The following is a 15,234-nucleotide window of genomic DNA, read 5'->3' as shown; positions in this document are numbered from 1 at the left end:
TTCCATGGCCCCCGACGGTCCCCAGACCGAAGGTAACCCGGACCTGATGTGGCTCGGGGGATATGTTCCGGAATCGAAGGACCGACAGGGTTTGTCCGACTCAACAATGACCGACAGCCAGCAGCGGGCGATGCACGACCTGTTCCGCAAGATCGCACCGGTGGCCGACGAGCTCGGCCGCCTGTTCGCCGACCACGGCCACGAGCTGGCCCTCGTCGGCGGCCCCGTGCGCGATATCCTGCTGGGCCGCGTCGGCAGCGACCTCGACCTGACCACCGACGCCAACCCCCACCGGGTGCTCGACGTCGTCAGGGACTGGGCCGACTCCGTGTGGACGATCGGCATCGACTTCGGCACCGTCGGCCTGCGCAAGGGCAACTGGCTGATCGAGATCACCACGTACCGGAGCGAGTCCTACGACCCCAAGTCGCGCAAGCCCGAGGTCGTCTACGGCGAGACGCTGGAGGCCGACCTGGAGCGGCGCGACTTCGCGGTCAACGCGATGGCGGTGCGCCTGCCCGGCCACGAGTTCGTCGACCCCTACGGCGGCCTCGACGACCTGCGCGCCAAGCGGCTGCGCACGCCCGGCACCCCCGAGCGCTCGTTCGCCGACGACCCGCTGCGCATGCTCAGGGCCGCCCGGTTCGCCTCCCAGCTCGGCTTCAGCGTCGACCGGGCCGCCCTGGCGGCGATGACCGCGATGGCCGAGCGCATCGAGATCGTCTCGGCCGAGCGCATCCGCGACGAGCTCGACAAGCTGATCTGCGGCGCCAACCCGCGCGAGGGCCTGCGGCTGCTGGTGGAGACGGGCCTGGCCGCGCACGTGCTGCCCGAGCTGCCCAAGCTGCGCCTGGAGATCGACGAGCACCACCGGCACAAAGACGTCTACGAGCACACGCTGACCGTCCTCGACCAGGCCATCGCCCAGGAGGAGGACGGCAAGCCCGACCGGATCCTGCGCTGGGCCTCGCTCATGCACGACATCGGCAAGCCCAAGACCCGGCGCCACGAGGCCGGCGGGCGGGTGTCGTTCCACCACCACGAGGTCGTCGGCGCGCAGATGACCAAGAAGCGCATGACCGAGCTGAGGTTCCCCAAGGACGTCGTGGCCGACGTCTCCCACCTGGTCGAGCTCCACCTGCGCTTCCACGGCTACGGCACGGGGGAGTGGACCGACAGCGCCGTGCGCCGCTACGTGCGCGACGCCGGCCACCTGCTCGACCGCCTGCACAAGCTGACCAGGGCCGACTGCACCACCCGCAACAAGCGCAAGGCGGCGGCGCTGTCGCGCACCTACGACCAGCTCGAAGACCGCATCGCCCGGCTCGCCGAGGAGGAGGAGCTGGCCAAGATCCGGCCCGAGCTCGACGGCAACGAGATCCAGGCCGTGCTCGGCGTGGGCCCCGGGCCCGTGGTGGGCCGGGCGTACAAGTTCCTGCTCGACCTCAGGCTGGACAAGGGCGTGCTCGGCAAGGAGGCGGCCACCCAGGCGCTGCTCGACTGGGCGAGGTCAAACGGCCTGGGAGCGTGACGACGACGTCGTGACCATCCGGTAGGCCAGCGCCGCCACGGGGTAGCCCACCGTGATGATCACGACGGCCAGGTATGACTTGCCGTTGGGCGGCAGGATCGCCGCCGACAGCGCGGCGGCCAGCACGTACATGCCGTTGAAGAGCATGTCGTAGAGCGAGAAGGCGCGGCCGAGATAGGCGTCCTCGACGTCGCGCTGGACGGTCGTGTCGGCGCAGATCTTGACGCTCTGCCCGGCCACGCCCAGCACGAAGCCGGCCACCGGCAGCCCCCACGTCTGGAACGGCAGCACCAGCGCGCCCGCCAGCACGCCGGCCGAGGACAGCGCGATGACCACCCAGGTGCTGACGCCGAACCGCTCGGTCGCGTACGGGGTGATGATCACCGCGAGGAAGTAGCCGAAGCCGGAGGCGGCCACCACCAGCCCGATCCCGCGCAGGGCGGCGTCGGGGTCGCCGTCGGTGAAGTAGTAGCGGTAGAGGATGATGCCGAGGGCGGTGGCCATGCCGTACAGGAAGCGGTGGGCGGCCATCGCGCCCATGGTCGCCGCCGCCTCGCGGTGGCGCGCCAGGTGGCGGGCGCCGTCGACCAGGCCCACGACCACGTTGCGCAGGGCCTCGCGGGCCTGGGGCTGGTCGGGGTCGTAGGAGGGGCCGAGCAGCGCGCGGTCCATCGTGCGGGCGACCAGGGCGCTCAGCCCGAACATCACGCCGGACACGGCCAGCAGCAGCCCGATGCCCCGGTCGCCGTCGCCGAGCACCTCGCGCAGCAGGAACCCGACGCCCGCGCCGACGAACGTGACCACGGTGCCGCAGGTCGGCGTCACCGCGTTGGCCGCCATCAGCCGGTCGGACGGCACCACGTGCGGCAGCGAGGCGCCAAGGGCGGCCAGGAAGAACCGGTTGACCCCGAGCACGCCGAGCGCGGCCGCGTAGAAGACGGGATCGGGCGCGTCGGAGGCGACCAGCGCCGCCGCGAGCAGCAGCAGCCCACCGCGCACGAACGGCGCTATGACCAGGATCTGCCGCCGCGACCACCGGTCGATGAACACCCCGACGAACGGCCCGAGCACGCTGTACGGCAGGAACAGCACGGCCAGGCCGGCGGCCACCGCCAGGGCCGTCGTCTGCTTCTCGGGGCTGAAGAAGGCGAAGTTCGTGACGCCGAACTGGAAGATCCCGTCGGAGAACTGGGAGACCAGCCGCGTGCCGAACAGCCGTCGGAAGTCACGGCCTTGGAGGACGACGCGGAGATCGGCGACGAATGACACCCCGTCAGCCTAGCCGGGCGCACCGCGGCATAGGATGCGCCGGAGGTGGCCGGGCGGGTTCCGAACGCCCATGGCGATCTCGTACGCTTCAAAGCGTGACCACTGAGGAACACGTTGTGCTGGTCGACCGCGAGGGGCACGCGCTCGGCACCGCGCCCAAGACGTCGGTGCACGGCCGGGAGACCCCGCTCCATCTAGCCTTCTCCAGCTACGTCTTCGACCCCGAGGGCCGCGTGCTGCTCACCAGGCGGGCCAGCCACAAGATCACCTGGCCCGGCGTCTGGACCAACAGCTGCTGCGGCCACCCGCTGCCGGGCGAGCCGCTCGGCCGGGCGGTCATCCGCAGGCTCTCCTACGAGCTGGGCCTGCACGCCGGCGGCGCCGATCTCATGCTGCCCGGCTTCTCCTACCGCGCCGTCATGGGCAACGGCATCGTCGAGAACGAGCTGTGCCCGGTCTACCGCGTCACGGTCGACACCCCGGTGGCGCCCAACCCCGACGAGGTGGGCGAGGTGCGCTGGATGCCGTGGAAGGAGTTCGCCGAGGGCGTGCGCAACGGCCTGCTGGCGATCTCACCGTGGTGCAGGGAACAGGTGCCGCTGCTCAGCGAGCTGGGCGCCGACCCGATGACCTGGTCTCCCGCCTCCGACGACGAACTGCCCCCCGCCGCGCGCGGCTGACGCCGCGGCCGCGAGGGGCCCACAGGTCAGCGCTCGACCTCGCCCCTGATGAACTTCTCGACGTACTCGCGGGCCTCGTCGTCGGAGTACTGCTCCGGCGGCGACTTCATGAAGTACGACGACGCCGACAGGATCGGGCCGCCGATGCCCCGGTCAAGAGCGATCTTGGCCGCGCGCACGGCGTCGATGATGATGCCGGCCGAGTTGGGGGAGTCCCAGACCTCCAGCTTGTACTCCAGGTTCAGCGGGGTGTCGCCGAACGAGCGGCCCTCCAGGCGTACGTACGCCCACTTGCGGTCGTCGAGCCACGGCACGTGGTCCGACGGGCCGATGTGCACGTCGGCCTTGCCCATCTCGTGCGGGATCTGCGAGGTGACCGACTGCGTCTTGGAGATCTTCTTCGACTGGAGCCTGCTGCGCTCCAGCATGTTCATGAAGTCCATGTTGCCGCCGAAGTTGAGCTGGTACGTGCGCAGCAGCTCGACACCGCGGTCCTCGAACAGCTTGGCCAGCACGCGGTGCGTGATGGTGGCGCCGACCTGCGACTTGATGTCGTCGCCGACGATCGGAACCCCGGCCTCGGTGAACTTCTCGGCCCACTCGGGGTCGGAGGCGATGAAGACCGGCAGCGCGTTGACGAACGCCACCTTGGCGTCGATGGCGCACTGCGCGTAGAACCGGTCGGCCTCCTCCGAGCCCACCGGCAGGTACGACACCAGCACGTCGACCTGGTTGTCGCGCAGCACCTTGACCACGTCGACGGGTTCCTCGTCGGACTCCTCGATGATCTCGCGGTAGAACTCGCCCAGACCGTCGAAGGTGTGGCCGCGCAGCACGGTCACCCCCGTGGGCGGCACATCGGTGATCTTCACGGTGTTGTTCTCGCTGGCGACGATCGCCTCGGACAGGTCGCGGCCGACCTTCTTGGCGTCCACGTCGAAGGCGGCGACGAACTCGACGTCACCCACGTGGTACTCACCGAACTTCACGTGCATCAGGCCCGGCACTCGTGCGGCCGGGTCCGCATCCTTGTAGTAGTGGACGCCCTGGACCAGCGAAGACGCGCAGTTGCCGACGCCGACAATGGCCACGCGAACCGAACCCATCGCACTCGCTCCCTTACTCATCAGTTGACGTGGTATCTCTCTCGGGCCCTTCCGAGGCCCGCCGCTCCGTGGCGATCAGCTCGTTCAGCCAACGCACCTCGCGTTCGACCGACTCGAGCCCATGGCGCTGCAGCTCGAGCGTGTAGCTGTCGAGCCGCTCCCTGGTACGGGCCAGCGCCGTGCGCACGCTGTCGAGGCGCTCCTCCAGGCGGCTGCGGCGGCCTTCGAGGATGCGCAGGCGCACCTCGGCCTCCGTGTGCCTGAAGAAGGCGAAGTGCACACCGAAGCTCTCGTCCTCCCAGGCTGACGGGCCGGCCTGGGTCAGCAGCTCCTGGAGGCGTTCCTTGCCCTCCGCGGTGAGCTTGTAGACGATTTTCGACCGGCCGCCGACGATCGTGGCGGGAGCTGGCTGCTCCTCCACGATGAGGCCCTGAGCCAGTAGTGATCGCAGACAGGGGTACAGCGATCCATAGGAGAACGCACGGAACATGCCCAACAGGGCGTTGAGCCGTTTGCGCAGCTCATAGCCGTGTAGCGGCTGTTCGTGCAGCGACCCGAGCACGGCTAGCTCCAGAACTCTGCCTTGTCCGCTGGCCACTGGAACCGCCCCCTCTCGCGCCGATGTATCGAGTCGATACATCCAGAGGATACGTCGATTCGCTATAAGGCCGCAATCAAAGGATTTGCCAAGCCGTTGGGATGATTCGGTAAAACGCCGTAGTCTGGCGCTCATGTGGTCACAGCGGAGGGTGGTGGACTACGGCCTCGCCAAGCGGGCAGCGGTCCGTTCCCTGGAGGTGGGCCGTGCCTCGCGCGGGGACCTCTGTGACGCACAGCCGTACCTCCTTCGCGCGGCCCGCGTGTTCGGCGAGCCGACCGAACGTCTCTGCCCGGTGTGCGAGAGGGAGAACGTCACCAACGTGACCTATGTCTTCGGCGATTCGCTGGGACGGCATGCCGGTCAGGCAAAGGCCACGTCAGAGCTTGTCGAAATGGCCCATGATTACGATGAGTTCCGGGTGTACGTCGTCGAGGTCTGCCAAGGTTGTTCCTGGAACCACCTGACGGTCTCGTTCGTCCTCGGCAACGGACCGCCAGACCTCGTCGGCCAACCGTGAACACCGAGGGCGGCGAGTCACCTCACGCCCATACGCCGTTTTTATCCGACGACGATGCGAGGACGTGTGAGTAACAGCATGAATGAGGGGACGGCCCGCCCGGGAAGGCGCCGTCGCTCCAACTCATCCCGTTCTGTGCCCCCAGGTTCTCCTCCCCAAACCGGCGATTCCGATTGGGGTGCCTCGCAGCAGCAGCGTCGTCCTGAAGCCGCGTACGAGCAGACGGGCGCGATGTCCGCGCAGCCGTACGGCGACCCCGCCTCCGGGCCGCAGCCCCAGCGCGGGGCGCCCCAGGGGCGCGAGGAGCCGACGCCGCGCGGCCGCTCCCGGGCCCGGCAGGACACGCGTTCGCTGAGCAACCAGGAGACCATGGTCAGCGACGCGCCGCCCAGGCGCTCGCGCCGGGCGAGCGGGCAGGGCGAGCCGCCCGAGCCGCCCGGCCCGCCGGACAGGAAGCGCGGCGGCTGGCGCCGGTTCGTGCCGAGCTGGAAGATCGTCGTGGCCAGCGTGGTCGTGCTGGCGGCCGGCATCTTCGGCATGATCATGGTCGCGTACAACCTCACGCCGGTGCCCGAGGGCACGCAGGCGTCGGCGGTGGCGCAGCAGAGCACGCTCTACTACCGCAACGGCAAGGTCCTCGCCAAGCTCGGCGTGCCCCGGCAGACCGTCACCATCGACAAGATGGCGGAGACGGTCAGGGACGCCACGGTCGCCATCGAGAACAAGACGTTCTACGAGGACTCCGGCGTCTCCCTGTCGGGCATGGCCCGTTCGGTGTGGATGACCGCGACCGGCCAGCAGCTCCAGGGCGCCTCGACCATCACCCAGCAGATGGCCCGCGGCTACTACGACGGCCTCAGCCAGGAGGTCTCCGTCAAGCGCAAGCTCAAGGAGATCTTCGTCGCGGTCAAGCTCAACCAGTCGCTGTCCAAGGAAGAGATCCTCGCCCGCTATCTCAACACCGTGAACTTCGGCCTCGCCTACGGCGTCGAGGCCGCCTCGCAGGCGTACTTCGGCAAAAACGTGCACGCCAAGGACCTGACCCCCGAGCAGGGCGCCTACCTGGCCGCCCGCATCCAGCGCCCGAGCTGGGGCCCCGACGACCCCGGCCTGCGCGATCGGTGGAGCACGACCATCAGGTACATGGCCGAGCAGTGGCCCCAGAAGTACGGCGACCTGCCGGCGAAGGCGAAGTTCCCGAAGATCCGCAAGGGTGAGACCAAGGAGGTCTACGCGGGCCTGCGCGGCTACATGATCACGCAGGTGCTGGAGGAGCTGAAGCAGCGCAAGCTCACCCCCGACATGGTCAGGAGCGGCGGCTACCAGATCACCTCGACCTTCGACGAGAACCTCATGAAGGCCGCCAAGACGGCCGTCGAGGCCACGACGGCGAACATGTCGAAGGAGTTCCACGCCGGTCTGGCCGCCGTCGACCCGAGGAACGGCCGCGTCCTGGCCTTCTACGGCGGCTCCGACTACCTCACCGACCCGTTCAACGAGCCCTTCGACGCCGAGAAGCAGGCCGCGTCGGCGTTCAAGCCGTACGTGCTGGCGGCCTGGCTGCAGGCCGGTTACTCGCTCAAGAGCTACGTGCCGGGCAACCAGACCGTGCCGAAGGTCATCCCCGGCCAGCAGGACGGCGGCTTCCGCAACAGCCACAACGTCGGCCAGGCCGTCGACGTGGTCAAGGCCACGGCCCAGTCCGTCAACACCGCGTACGTGTCGATGGCGTACAAGCTGCCCAGGAAGCTCGACGAGGTGAAGGAGCTCGTGGAGAGCGCCGGGTTCGACAAGGCGCGCATGGACCAGGACGTCAAGGACCACCAGTACCAGTTCGCCATCGGCAGCGCCCTGGTGACGCCGATCGAGCAGGCCGCCGGATACTCGATCTTCGCCAACGGCGGCAGGTACACCAAGTACCACGTCGTCCAGGACGTCAAGCTCAACGGCCAGGTCGTCTATCCCGAGCAGCGGACCTCGACCAGGGTCATCGACGCGGAGGTGGCCGCCGACGCGACGACCGCCATGCAGGAGGTGCTGAGGAGCGGCACCGCCGCCGGCCAGGGCCTCGGCAACCGGCCCGCGGCCGGCAAGACCGGCACCAACAACAACGAGAAGGAAGCCTGGTTCGTCGGTTACACGCCGCAGATCTCCGCTGCTGTGGGGTTCTACCGCGAGCGGTGCGTGACCAAGACGGGCAAGACCGTCCAGCCTCTGCACTCCAACTGCCCGGAGACTCCCGGCGGCAAGCCGCACAAGAAGTACAACCGGGAACACCCGTACACCACGGCCGCGGAGGCCCCGCTCGGCTTCGAGGGCGCCGGCCCGCCCACCGCGACCTGGCGGCGGTTCATGCTCGCCGCCCACGAGGGCAAGCCGATCGAGCAGTTCCCGCAGAAGGCCGACATCGGCCTGCCGGAGAACATCGTGGAGCGCCCGGTGCCGACGCCGACGCCGACCGCCACGAACCCGTTCGACGACGGCTCGGGCAACCCCTTCGACGACGGCAACCAGAACTGCCAGGTCGCGCCCTGCAACGACGACAGCGGTGACGTCACCGACGACTCCCAGCAGGACACCGGCATCCCCGAGGCCGACGACCACGGCATCCTGAGCGGCGGCGGAGGCGGCAAGGCGCCCGACTCCCGCCCGTTCGGCACATCCCAGATGAACGCCCGACACGAGGAGTGGTGACCACGACAGAGGCACGCGTCCCGCTGGCGGCGCGTGCCGTGCCGTACCTGCCCCTGGGGCTGATCGCCGCCCTGGGGGCCGTCCTCGGCTACGTCGTGCGGCTGCCGTGCCGGACCGGCGGATGGAACGACCAGGTCCAGACGTACACGAACTTCTGCTACACCGACATCTACCCGCTGTACTTCGACCGGCAGCTCGCGACCCAGAACCCGTACTTCGCCGACGTGCCGTTCGACAAGCAGGTCGAGTACCCCGTGGTGCTCGGCGAGGTGATGCAGGTCATCGCCTGGATCTCGCGGAAGCTGGAGCTCGACCAGGTCGCGCAGGCCGTCCGGTTCTACGACCTCACGGTCCTGCTGCTGGGCGTCTGCCTGGTGGCCGGCGTCCTGCTGATGGCGGCGGTGGCCGGGCCCACCCGCCGGTGGGACGCGCTGTGGTACGCGATCTCGCCCGCCGTGATCCTGGCCGCGTACATCAACTGGGACCTGGTCGCCGGCGCCCTGTCGATGGGCATGCTGCTGGCCTGGGCGCGCAGGCGGCAGGTGCTCGCGGGCGTGCTGCTCGGGCTGGCGATCGCGACCAAGTTCTACCCGCTGATGTTCCTCGGCGCGCTGTTCCTGCTCACGCTGCGGACCGCGCGCTGGCGGCCGTTCCTGGTGACAGTGGGGTCGGCCGCCGGGGCCTGGCTCGTGGTGAACGTGCCCTTCATGGTCTTCGCCTGGGACGGCTGGCGCCGGTTCTACGTCTTCTCCCAGGAACGCGGGATCGATTGGGGCTCGCCGTGGCTGTTCTTCCAGCGCAAGGGCTGGGGGGTCCTGGGCGAGGCCGACGTCAGCACGCTCGGCATGGTGACGCTGGCCGCGCTCTGCCTGGGCATCGCCGTGCTCGCGCTCACCGCGCCGCGCCGGCCCCGGCTGGCGCAGCTGTGCTTCCTCGCCCTGGCCGCTTTCATGATGACGAACAAGGTGTGGTCGCCGCAGTTCGTGTTGTGGCTGGTGCCGTTCGCGGTGCTGGCCAGGCCGAGGTGGAAGCCGCTGGCGTTGTGGCAGTTCGCCGAGGTCTGGTACTTCGCGGCGATCTGGCTCTACCTGCTCGCCCAGCCCCCGCTCAGCAGGGACGACCTGGGCATCGGGGACGACACGTACTTCACCGCCGTCTGGGGACGGGTCATCACCATCGGGATCATGATGGCGTTCGTCGTCCGTGACATCCTGCGTCCGGACCGGGACGTGGTGCGCCAGGACGGCATCGACGACCAGGCGGGCGGGGTGTTCGACGACGCCCCCGACCGGTTCGTGCTGAGAACGAGATGATCACCCGCTCGGCCGCTCGGGACGCGCTGCTGCTGTGGCTCGGATCGCGCGCCGGGCTCCTGCTGTCGACGCTGCTCGGCCTGACCCTGGCCGAGTACGCCGGCAAGTGGCGCCAATGGGACGCCGGCCTGTTCGTCACCATCGCCCAGTACGGGTACGACGGCGAACCGGGCAAACCACGCGACGACGGCCTGCCCGCGTTCTTCCCCGGCTTGCCGGTCGCGCTGCGGGCGGTGCATCTCGTGGTGCCCGACTGGGCGATCTGCGGCCTGCTGATCTCGCTGGTCGCCGGGGCGGTGGCCATGGTCGCGCTGGCCCGGCTGGCCGAGTTCGAGGGCGCGACCGGCTGGATGGCGGTCCTGGCGCTGCTGCTGTTCCCGATGGCCGTGTTCCTGGCGGCGGGCTACAGCGAGTCGCTGTTCCTGGCCTTCGCGATCCCCGCGTGGCTGGCCGCCCGGCTCGGACGCTGGCCGCAGGCCGTCCTGCTGGCGGCGGGGGCGTCGTGCGTGCGGATCACCGGCCTGTTCCTGGCGGTCGCGCTGGCGGTGGAGTTCGTCAGGAGCAAGGAGTCGTGGCGGCGGGCCGGCTGGCTGGCGGTGCCGTTCCTGCCGCTGGCGGCGTACTCCTTCTACCACTACCGGCGCTCGGGCGACTGGCTGGCGTGGAAGCACGCGCAGGAGGCCGGCTGGGGACGCGACTTCGTCTGGCCCTGGGAGGCGTGGCGCACGACGTGGAACTCGGCCATGGGCACCGACGACTTCGCGGTGGCCTTCCGCATGGAGATCGCCGGGGCCGTGCTGGCGGTGGGCGTGCTGGTGTGGCTGCTGGCGCTGCGCAGGTGGAGCGAGGCCGTCTACTGCGGGTTGCAGGCGGCGGCGCTGATGACCTCGGCGTACTACCTGTCGATCCCGCGCTCGCTGCTGTTGTGGTTCCCGCTGTGGGTCCTGGTCGCCAAGGTCGCGACCAGGAAGCCGTGGGTGATCGTGCTGTACGCGGCGATCTGCGGGCCGCTCATGTACCTGAACGCGGCCCGCTTCCTCACGGGCGCCTGGGCGGGCTGAGATCTCTACCCGTTTCTTCGCCTCGGTAATCCAGGGAAGTTATCCACAGGCTGTGTGTTTTCGGTCGGGAGACGTTCAGAGGTTCTTGCGCAGGAACGCGATGTCGTCGGCCTGGCCCTCGCCCGGCGTCTCCACCACGACCGGGGCGCCCGCCGCGCGGCAGACCGCCAGGATCAGCTCCGGGTCGATCTTCCCCTGACCCAGGTTGGCGTGCCGGTCGGCGCCGGAGTCGAAGTCGTCGCGCGAGTCGTTGCAGTGGACGAGGTCGATGCGGCCGGTGATCGCCTTGACCCGCTCGACCAGGTCGACCAGCTCCTCGCCGCCCGCGTGCGCGTGACAGGTGTCGAGGCAGAAGCCCACGTCGAAGCCGTCGAGCGCGTCCCACAGACGGGCGATGCGCTCCAGCTTGCGGGCCATGGCGTTGCCGCCGCCCGCGGTGTTCTCGATGAGCACGGGGATCGGGCACTCCATGCGCTCGAACACCTTGCGCCAGTTGTCGAAGCCCACCTGCGGGTCGTCGCTCTTGTTGACGTGGCCGCCGTGCACGACCAGGCCCTTCGCGCCGAGCCCCGCGGCCGCCTTGAGGTGCTGTTCGAGCAGCTTGCGGCTGGGGATCCTGATGCGGTTGTTCGTCGTGGCGACGTTGATCAGGTAGGGGGCGTGGATGTAGACGTCGACGCCCTCGACCGGCTTGTCCGGCAGCACCGGCTTGGCGTAGCCCTGCGGGTCGCCGAGGAAGAACTGCACGACCTCCGCGCCGATCCGTTCGGCGTGAGCGGCGGGATCGTCCTGGTCGACGTGAGCTCCGATACGCACCATGTCAAGGAGCTTATCCGTTTGGCGGAACCGCCTCCGGGAAGACGCCCGGCACCCCCTACCCCGAGGAGAGCGCACATGACACGCTGGCGGCTGCGGGCGCTGATCTTATTGGTCTACGTGATCATCGGAATCTACGTCGCCTGGCTCCACGACTACATCACCCCGGGTCTCCTCCGGGACGTCGCCGAGGCCCTGCTCGCGGTGTTCCTCTGGTTCCTGGTGCTGCTCGGCATCGACCTGCACATCGGCAGGTGAGCCACATATACCCGACGGCCCCGGCGTCACCGGGGCCGTCAGCCGGGCGAGCGGCCCGTCAAGGATGCGGCAGGAAGCCGCCGTGGGCGATGCCGAGCACGGCCCCCACGAACGAGGCCACCAGGCCGACGATGTTGACCGAGCGCTGAGGCGTGGTCACCGAGATGTACTGCGAGTAGAGCCCGGTCCCGAAACCGAGCGTGCCGATCCAGGACGAGATCACGTGGGCGGCGGGGAAGAACGCGGCGACGAACGCCACGAGCCCGCACACCAGTGTCGCGATCGCCAGGCCGTTCTCCACCGGGTGAGAGCGTCCGTCGGTGTTGAGCGTGAGCCTGAACCGCTCCCTCTCCGAGGGATGAAGCACATGTGGCACAGCCGCCACCCCCTTGGTTTCCTACAGGCCTTCCCACCTACTCGTGGCTGGTAACCTGGGCAGCGCTGCGTTGTGATGGGTGAACCATCGCCCCGGGGCGCCGAAATGGGGCGCCGCGGCCTGACGTCAGCGTCCTCCTGTCACGGCAGAGTGTCGTGACCGCAAAAGTCCAGAGGAGGTTGGAGTCCCGCATGCGTCGTTACGAAGTAATGGTCATTCTGGACCCTTCGCTCGATGAGCGCACTGTCGCGCCGTCCCTCGACCAGTTCCTCACCGTGGTCCGCAACGACGGCGGCACCGTGGAGAAGGTCGACGTCTGGGGCCGTCGCCGTCTCGCCTACGACATCGACAAGAAGTCGGAAGGCATCTACGCCGTCATCGACCTGTCCGCGGAGCCCGCGACGGTCAAGGAGCTCGACCGCCAGATGAACCTCAACGAGGGCATCCTGCGCACCAAGGTCCTGCGCCCGGACGTGCACTAGCCACAGGAAAGCCGCGAAGCGGGCCGTCCCTCCGGGAGGCGGCTCAACGAGCGGGTTTCTTGTTGACGACCACCGGCTTTTTGTCGGAGAGCACCCGTACTCTGAGCCGTAACCCAAGCGAAGGCGTGCAGGAAGGCGAGCGCTAGCCATGGCAGCAGGCGACACCGTAATCACCATCGTCGGCAATCTTGTCGACGACCCGGAGCTGCGCTTCACCCCGACGGGTCAAGCGGTGGCTCGATTCCGCATCGCGTCCACTCCGCGGTTCATGGATCGCCAGACCAACGAGTGGAAGGATGGCGAAAGCCTCTTCCTGACCTGCAACGTGTGGCGGCAGGCGGCGGAGAACGCCGCCGAGAGCCTCCAGCGCGGCATGCGGGTCATCGTGCAGGGGCGGCTCAAGCAACGGTCTTACGAGACCAAGGAAGGCGAGAAGCGCACGGTCTATGAGGTCGAGGTCGACGAGGTCGGCCCGTCCCTGCGCAACGCCACGGCCAAGGTCAACCGCACCACCCGCCAGGGTGGCGGCGGTGGTGGCGGCGGCTTCGGCGGCGGTCCCGCCGACGACCCGTGGGCCTCTGCCTCGCCCGCCCCGCCCCAGGGCGGCGGCTACCAGGGCGGCGGCGGCGGCTTCGGCGGCGGTGGCGGCAACCAGGGCGGCGGCTTCGGCGGCGGCAACGACTTCAGCGACGAACCGCCTTTCTAACACCTGTCCACAAGCCCGAGTCCATTCCCGCCCGAAAGGCGGGGCTCTGAGAGGAGCACCACGATGGCTAAGCCGGCACTGCGCAAGCCCAAGAAGAAGGTTTGCCTGTTCTGCCACGACAAGATCTCATACGTCGACTACAAGGACACGGCGCTGCTGCGGAAGTTCATCTCCGACCGCGGCAAGATCCGTGCGCGCCGGGTGACGGGCAACTGCACCCAGCACCAGCGCGACGTGGCGACCGCGATCAAGAACGCCCGTGAGGTGGCTCTGCTGCCTTACACGAGCACCGCGCGCTAAGGAGGTCTGTCGACATGAAGCTCATCCTCACCAACGAGGTCTCCGGCCTCGGCGCCCCTGGCGACGTCGTCGAGGTCAAGGACGGCTACGGCCGTAACTACCTCATCCCGCGCGGCTACGCCATGCGCTGGACGCGTGGCGCCGAGCGCCAGATCGAGACCATCAAGAAGGCTCGCGACGCTCGCGAGATCCGCGACCTCGGCACCGCCAAGGAGGTCGCCGGCCAGCTCGGCGCCCTGCGCGTGCGGCTGTCCACCCGCGCGGGCGAGTCGGGCCGGCTGTTCGGCTCGATCACCACGGGCGACATCGCCGACGCCGTCAAGGCGGCCGGTGGCCCGATCCTCGACCGCCGTCGCATCGAGATCCGCAACCCGATCAAGAGCGTCGGGTCGCACAAGATCACCGTCAAGCTCCACCCCGAGGTGTCGGCGTCCGTCGACGTCGACGTCGTGGCCGGCTGACGAACGCTGATCAAGCCCCTCTCCGCCAGGAGGGGGGCTTTTTCGCGTTCCGGGGGCGGCCGCCACGGCGGCGCGTTCCCTGCGGGACCGGCTGCCCTGGTGACCTGCGCACTTAATTCCTATCGGGGCCGCGTAGAATGCCTGCGTTCTTTGTGTGTGTTTCCCCCTGGAGGCTCTGCCATGGCCCGTTCCACGATGCTGCTTGCGATCGGTGTGCTCGCGGTAGGGGCCGTCGCATGTGCCCCGGCCGACCAACCGGCCGCCACGGCGACCGGTTCCGCCCCGACCGGCTCCGCGGCGGCCGACGCCTGCGCCAAGGACCAGCTCAAGCTCGTCAACGGCGGCAAGCTGACCGTCGGCACCGACAAGCCGGCCTACGAGCCGTGGTTCAAGGACGACGACCCGAGCAACGGCCAGGGGTTCGAGAGCGCGGTGGCGTTCGCGGTGGCCGGTGAGCTCGGCTTCGACCGGACCGAGGTGGAGTGGAGCACGGTCAAGTTCGACTCCGCGTTCGCGCCCGGGGCCAAGCAGTTCGACTTCGACGTCAACCAGGTCTCGATCAACCCCGACCGCGCCAAGGCGGTCGACTTCAGCAAGGGCTACTACACGGTCAAGCAGGCCGTCGTGGCGATCAAGGGCAGCAAGTTCGCCGAGGCCAAGAGCCTGGCCGAGCTCAAGGACGCCAAGTTCGGCGTCCAGGTGGGCACGACGTCGCTGGCCGGCGTCAAGGACGTGATCAAGCCGTCCGCCGAGCCCAACGTCTACAACGACCAGGTCGACGCCGTGAACGCGCTGAAGAACAAGCAGGTGGACGCGATCGTCGTCGACGTGCCCACCGCGTTCTACGTGACGGCCGCGCAGGTGGAGAACTCCAAGATCGTCGGCCAGTTCAGCTCGACCGGCGGCACGCCGGAGGAGTTCGGGCTGGTCATGGAGAAGGGCAGCGCGCTCAAGCCCTGCCTCGACAAGGCCGTCGACTCGCTGAAGTCGAAGGGTGAGCTGGCGAAGATCGAGCAGGAGTGGCTGGGCTCGGCGGCGGGCGCGCCCGAACTGTCGTGAGCCC

17 protein-coding genes are annotated in these 15,234 nt (G+C 68.9%); 12 read left to right on the top strand and 5 right to left on the bottom strand.

What is annotated here, in order from left to right; all coding sequences use genetic code 11:
* Positions 1 to 106: 106 nt before the first annotated feature.
* The gene (locus ABT158_RS38715; protein WP_352362373.1) at positions 107 to 1,531 is read left to right on the top strand and encodes a CCA tRNA nucleotidyltransferase; all 1,425 of its coding nucleotides are present in this window, start codon (positions 107 to 109) and stop codon (positions 1,529 to 1,531) included.
* On the opposite strand, the gene ABT158_RS38710 is transcribed toward ABT158_RS38715, so the two are convergent.
* Entirely contained in the window at positions 1,511 to 2,800 is a 1,290-nt protein-coding gene (locus ABT158_RS38710; protein ID WP_352362273.1) for an MFS transporter, read from the bottom strand. The two genes, ABT158_RS38715 and ABT158_RS38710, sit on opposite strands and share 21 nt — an antisense overlap.
* Before the next feature lie 95 nt (positions 2,801 to 2,895).
* On the opposite strand from ABT158_RS38710, the gene idi reads away from it, so the two are divergent.
* Positions 2,896 to 3,480 (top strand): isopentenyl-diphosphate Delta-isomerase, encoded by a 585-nt coding sequence (gene idi / locus ABT158_RS38705; protein WP_352362271.1) that lies wholly within the window; start codon positions 2,896 to 2,898, stop codon positions 3,478 to 3,480.
* Positions 3,481 to 3,506: 26 nt separating this feature from the next.
* Here the strand turns inward: idi and ABT158_RS38700 are convergent, their stop codons facing one another.
* Positions 3,507 to 4,586 (bottom strand): inositol-3-phosphate synthase, encoded by a 1,080-nt coding sequence (locus ABT158_RS38700; RefSeq protein WP_352362269.1) that lies wholly within the window; start codon positions 4,584 to 4,586, stop codon positions 3,507 to 3,509.
* Positions 4,587 to 4,599: 13 nt separating this feature from the next.
* The gene (locus ABT158_RS38695; protein WP_352322949.1) at positions 4,600 to 5,184 is read right to left on the bottom strand and encodes a PadR family transcriptional regulator; all 585 of its coding nucleotides are present in this window, start codon (positions 5,182 to 5,184) and stop codon (positions 4,600 to 4,602) included.
* Between the two features lie 133 nt (positions 5,185 to 5,317).
* Here ABT158_RS38695 and ABT158_RS38690 point away from each other — a divergent pair, with 133 nt between their 5' ends.
* From ABT158_RS38690 to ABT158_RS38675, 4 genes are all read left to right on the top strand, one after another.
* Positions 5,318 to 5,704, top strand: coding sequence for a DUF5318 family protein (locus ABT158_RS38690; protein WP_352322948.1), 387 nt, complete (start codon positions 5,318 to 5,320; stop codon positions 5,702 to 5,704).
* 231 nt (positions 5,705 to 5,935) lie between these two features.
* Positions 5,936 to 8,398, top strand: a complete 2,463-nt coding sequence (locus tag ABT158_RS38685; RefSeq protein ID WP_352362266.1) for a transglycosylase domain-containing protein — start codon at positions 5,936 to 5,938, stop codon at positions 8,396 to 8,398.
* Positions 8,395 to 9,711: a glycosyltransferase family 87 protein gene (locus ABT158_RS38680; RefSeq protein WP_352362264.1), complete on the top strand. Its 1,317-nt coding sequence runs from the start codon at positions 8,395 to 8,397 to the stop codon at positions 9,709 to 9,711. The genes ABT158_RS38685 and ABT158_RS38680 overlap by 4 nt, the downstream gene beginning before the upstream one ends.
* Positions 9,708 to 10,772, top strand: a complete 1,065-nt coding sequence (locus ABT158_RS38675; RefSeq protein ID WP_352362262.1) for a mannosyltransferase family protein — start codon at positions 9,708 to 9,710, stop codon at positions 10,770 to 10,772. Before ABT158_RS38680 ends, ABT158_RS38675 begins: the two co-directional genes overlap by 4 nt.
* A 75-nt stretch (positions 10,773 to 10,847) precedes the next feature.
* Here ABT158_RS38675 and ABT158_RS38670 read toward each other — a convergent pair whose 3' ends face one another.
* Positions 10,848 to 11,591: a deoxyribonuclease IV gene (locus tag ABT158_RS38670; RefSeq protein WP_352362260.1), complete on the bottom strand. Its 744-nt coding sequence runs from the start codon at positions 11,589 to 11,591 to the stop codon at positions 10,848 to 10,850.
* Between the two features lie 75 nt (positions 11,592 to 11,666).
* Here ABT158_RS38670 and ABT158_RS38665 point away from each other — a divergent pair, with 75 nt between their 5' ends.
* Positions 11,667 to 11,846: a hypothetical protein gene (locus ABT158_RS38665; protein WP_352362258.1), complete on the top strand. Its 180-nt coding sequence runs from the start codon at positions 11,667 to 11,669 to the stop codon at positions 11,844 to 11,846.
* A 58-nt stretch (positions 11,847 to 11,904) separates the two neighbouring features.
* On the opposite strand, the gene ABT158_RS38660 is transcribed toward ABT158_RS38665, so the two are convergent.
* Positions 11,905 to 12,222: a hypothetical protein gene (locus ABT158_RS38660; protein WP_352322942.1), complete on the bottom strand. Its 318-nt coding sequence runs from the start codon at positions 12,220 to 12,222 to the stop codon at positions 11,905 to 11,907.
* 191 nt (positions 12,223 to 12,413) lie between these two features.
* On the opposite strand from ABT158_RS38660, the gene rpsF reads away from it, so the two are divergent.
* The 5 genes from rpsF (at position 12,414) to ABT158_RS38635 (ending at position 15,230) form a co-directional block, all read left to right on the top strand.
* Positions 12,414 to 12,704 (top strand): 30S ribosomal protein S6, encoded by a 291-nt coding sequence (rpsF, locus tag ABT158_RS38655; protein WP_026214314.1) that lies wholly within the window; start codon positions 12,414 to 12,416, stop codon positions 12,702 to 12,704.
* Positions 12,705 to 12,852: 148 nt separating this feature from the next.
* Positions 12,853 to 13,410, top strand: a complete 558-nt coding sequence (locus ABT158_RS38650) for a single-stranded DNA-binding protein (RefSeq protein WP_352362255.1) — start codon at positions 12,853 to 12,855, stop codon at positions 13,408 to 13,410.
* A gap of 63 nt (positions 13,411 to 13,473) precedes the next feature.
* The gene (gene rpsR / locus ABT158_RS38645; protein ID WP_020543048.1) at positions 13,474 to 13,710 is read left to right on the top strand and encodes a 30S ribosomal protein S18; all 237 of its coding nucleotides are present in this window, start codon (positions 13,474 to 13,476) and stop codon (positions 13,708 to 13,710) included.
* A 14-nt stretch (positions 13,711 to 13,724) separates the two neighbouring features.
* Entirely contained in the window at positions 13,725 to 14,171 is a 447-nt protein-coding gene (gene rplI / locus ABT158_RS38640; RefSeq protein ID WP_352322940.1) for a 50S ribosomal protein L9, read from the top strand.
* A 180-nt stretch (positions 14,172 to 14,351) separates the two neighbouring features.
* Complete coding sequence (locus ABT158_RS38635) at positions 14,352 to 15,230, top strand: ABC transporter substrate-binding protein (protein WP_352362252.1); 879 nt, start codon at positions 14,352 to 14,354, stop codon at positions 15,228 to 15,230.
* The last annotated feature ends 4 nt before the right edge of the window (positions 15,231 to 15,234 follow it).

It is taken from the genome of Nonomuraea sp. NPDC001636, assembly GCF_040298265.1.
In the GTDB taxonomy this organism is placed as follows: domain Bacteria; phylum Actinomycetota; class Actinomycetes; order Streptosporangiales; family Streptosporangiaceae; genus Nonomuraea.
Note: the sequence above shows the minus strand (reverse complement) of the source record. Positions and strands in the feature narration are given on the sequence as shown.

Bases quoted from the DNA above. Each gene is read 5' to 3' on its own strand.
- rplI (WP_352322940.1), top strand. From the start codon at position 13,725: ATGAAGCTCATCCTCACCAACGAGGTCTCCGGCCTCGGCGCCCCTGGC.
- ABT158_RS38685 (WP_352362266.1), top strand. From the start codon at position 5,936: ATGTCCGCGCAGCCGTACGGCGACCCCGCCTCCGGGCCGCAGCCCCAG.
- ABT158_RS38715 (WP_352362373.1), top strand. From the start codon at position 107: ATGACCGACAGCCAGCAGCGGGCGATGCACGACCTGTTCCGCAAGATC.
- ABT158_RS38650 (WP_352362255.1), top strand. From the start codon at position 12,853: ATGGCAGCAGGCGACACCGTAATCACCATCGTCGGCAATCTTGTCGAC.
- ABT158_RS38635 (WP_352362252.1), top strand. From the start codon at position 14,352: ATGGCCCGTTCCACGATGCTGCTTGCGATCGGTGTGCTCGCGGTAGGG.
- rpsF (WP_026214314.1), top strand. From the start codon at position 12,414: ATGCGTCGTTACGAAGTAATGGTCATTCTGGACCCTTCGCTCGATGAG.
- ABT158_RS38665 (WP_352362258.1), top strand. From the start codon at position 11,667: ATGACACGCTGGCGGCTGCGGGCGCTGATCTTATTGGTCTACGTGATC.
- ABT158_RS38700 (WP_352362269.1), bottom strand. From the start codon at position 4,586: ATGGGTTCGGTTCGCGTGGCCATTGTCGGCGTCGGCAACTGCGCGTCT.
- ABT158_RS38670 (WP_352362260.1), bottom strand. From the start codon at position 11,591: ATGGTGCGTATCGGAGCTCACGTCGACCAGGACGATCCCGCCGCTCAC.
- ABT158_RS38690 (WP_352322948.1), top strand. From the start codon at position 5,318: ATGTGGTCACAGCGGAGGGTGGTGGACTACGGCCTCGCCAAGCGGGCA.
- ABT158_RS38675 (WP_352362262.1), top strand. From the start codon at position 9,708: ATGATCACCCGCTCGGCCGCTCGGGACGCGCTGCTGCTGTGGCTCGGA.
- rpsR (WP_020543048.1), top strand. From the start codon at position 13,474: ATGGCTAAGCCGGCACTGCGCAAGCCCAAGAAGAAGGTTTGCCTGTTC.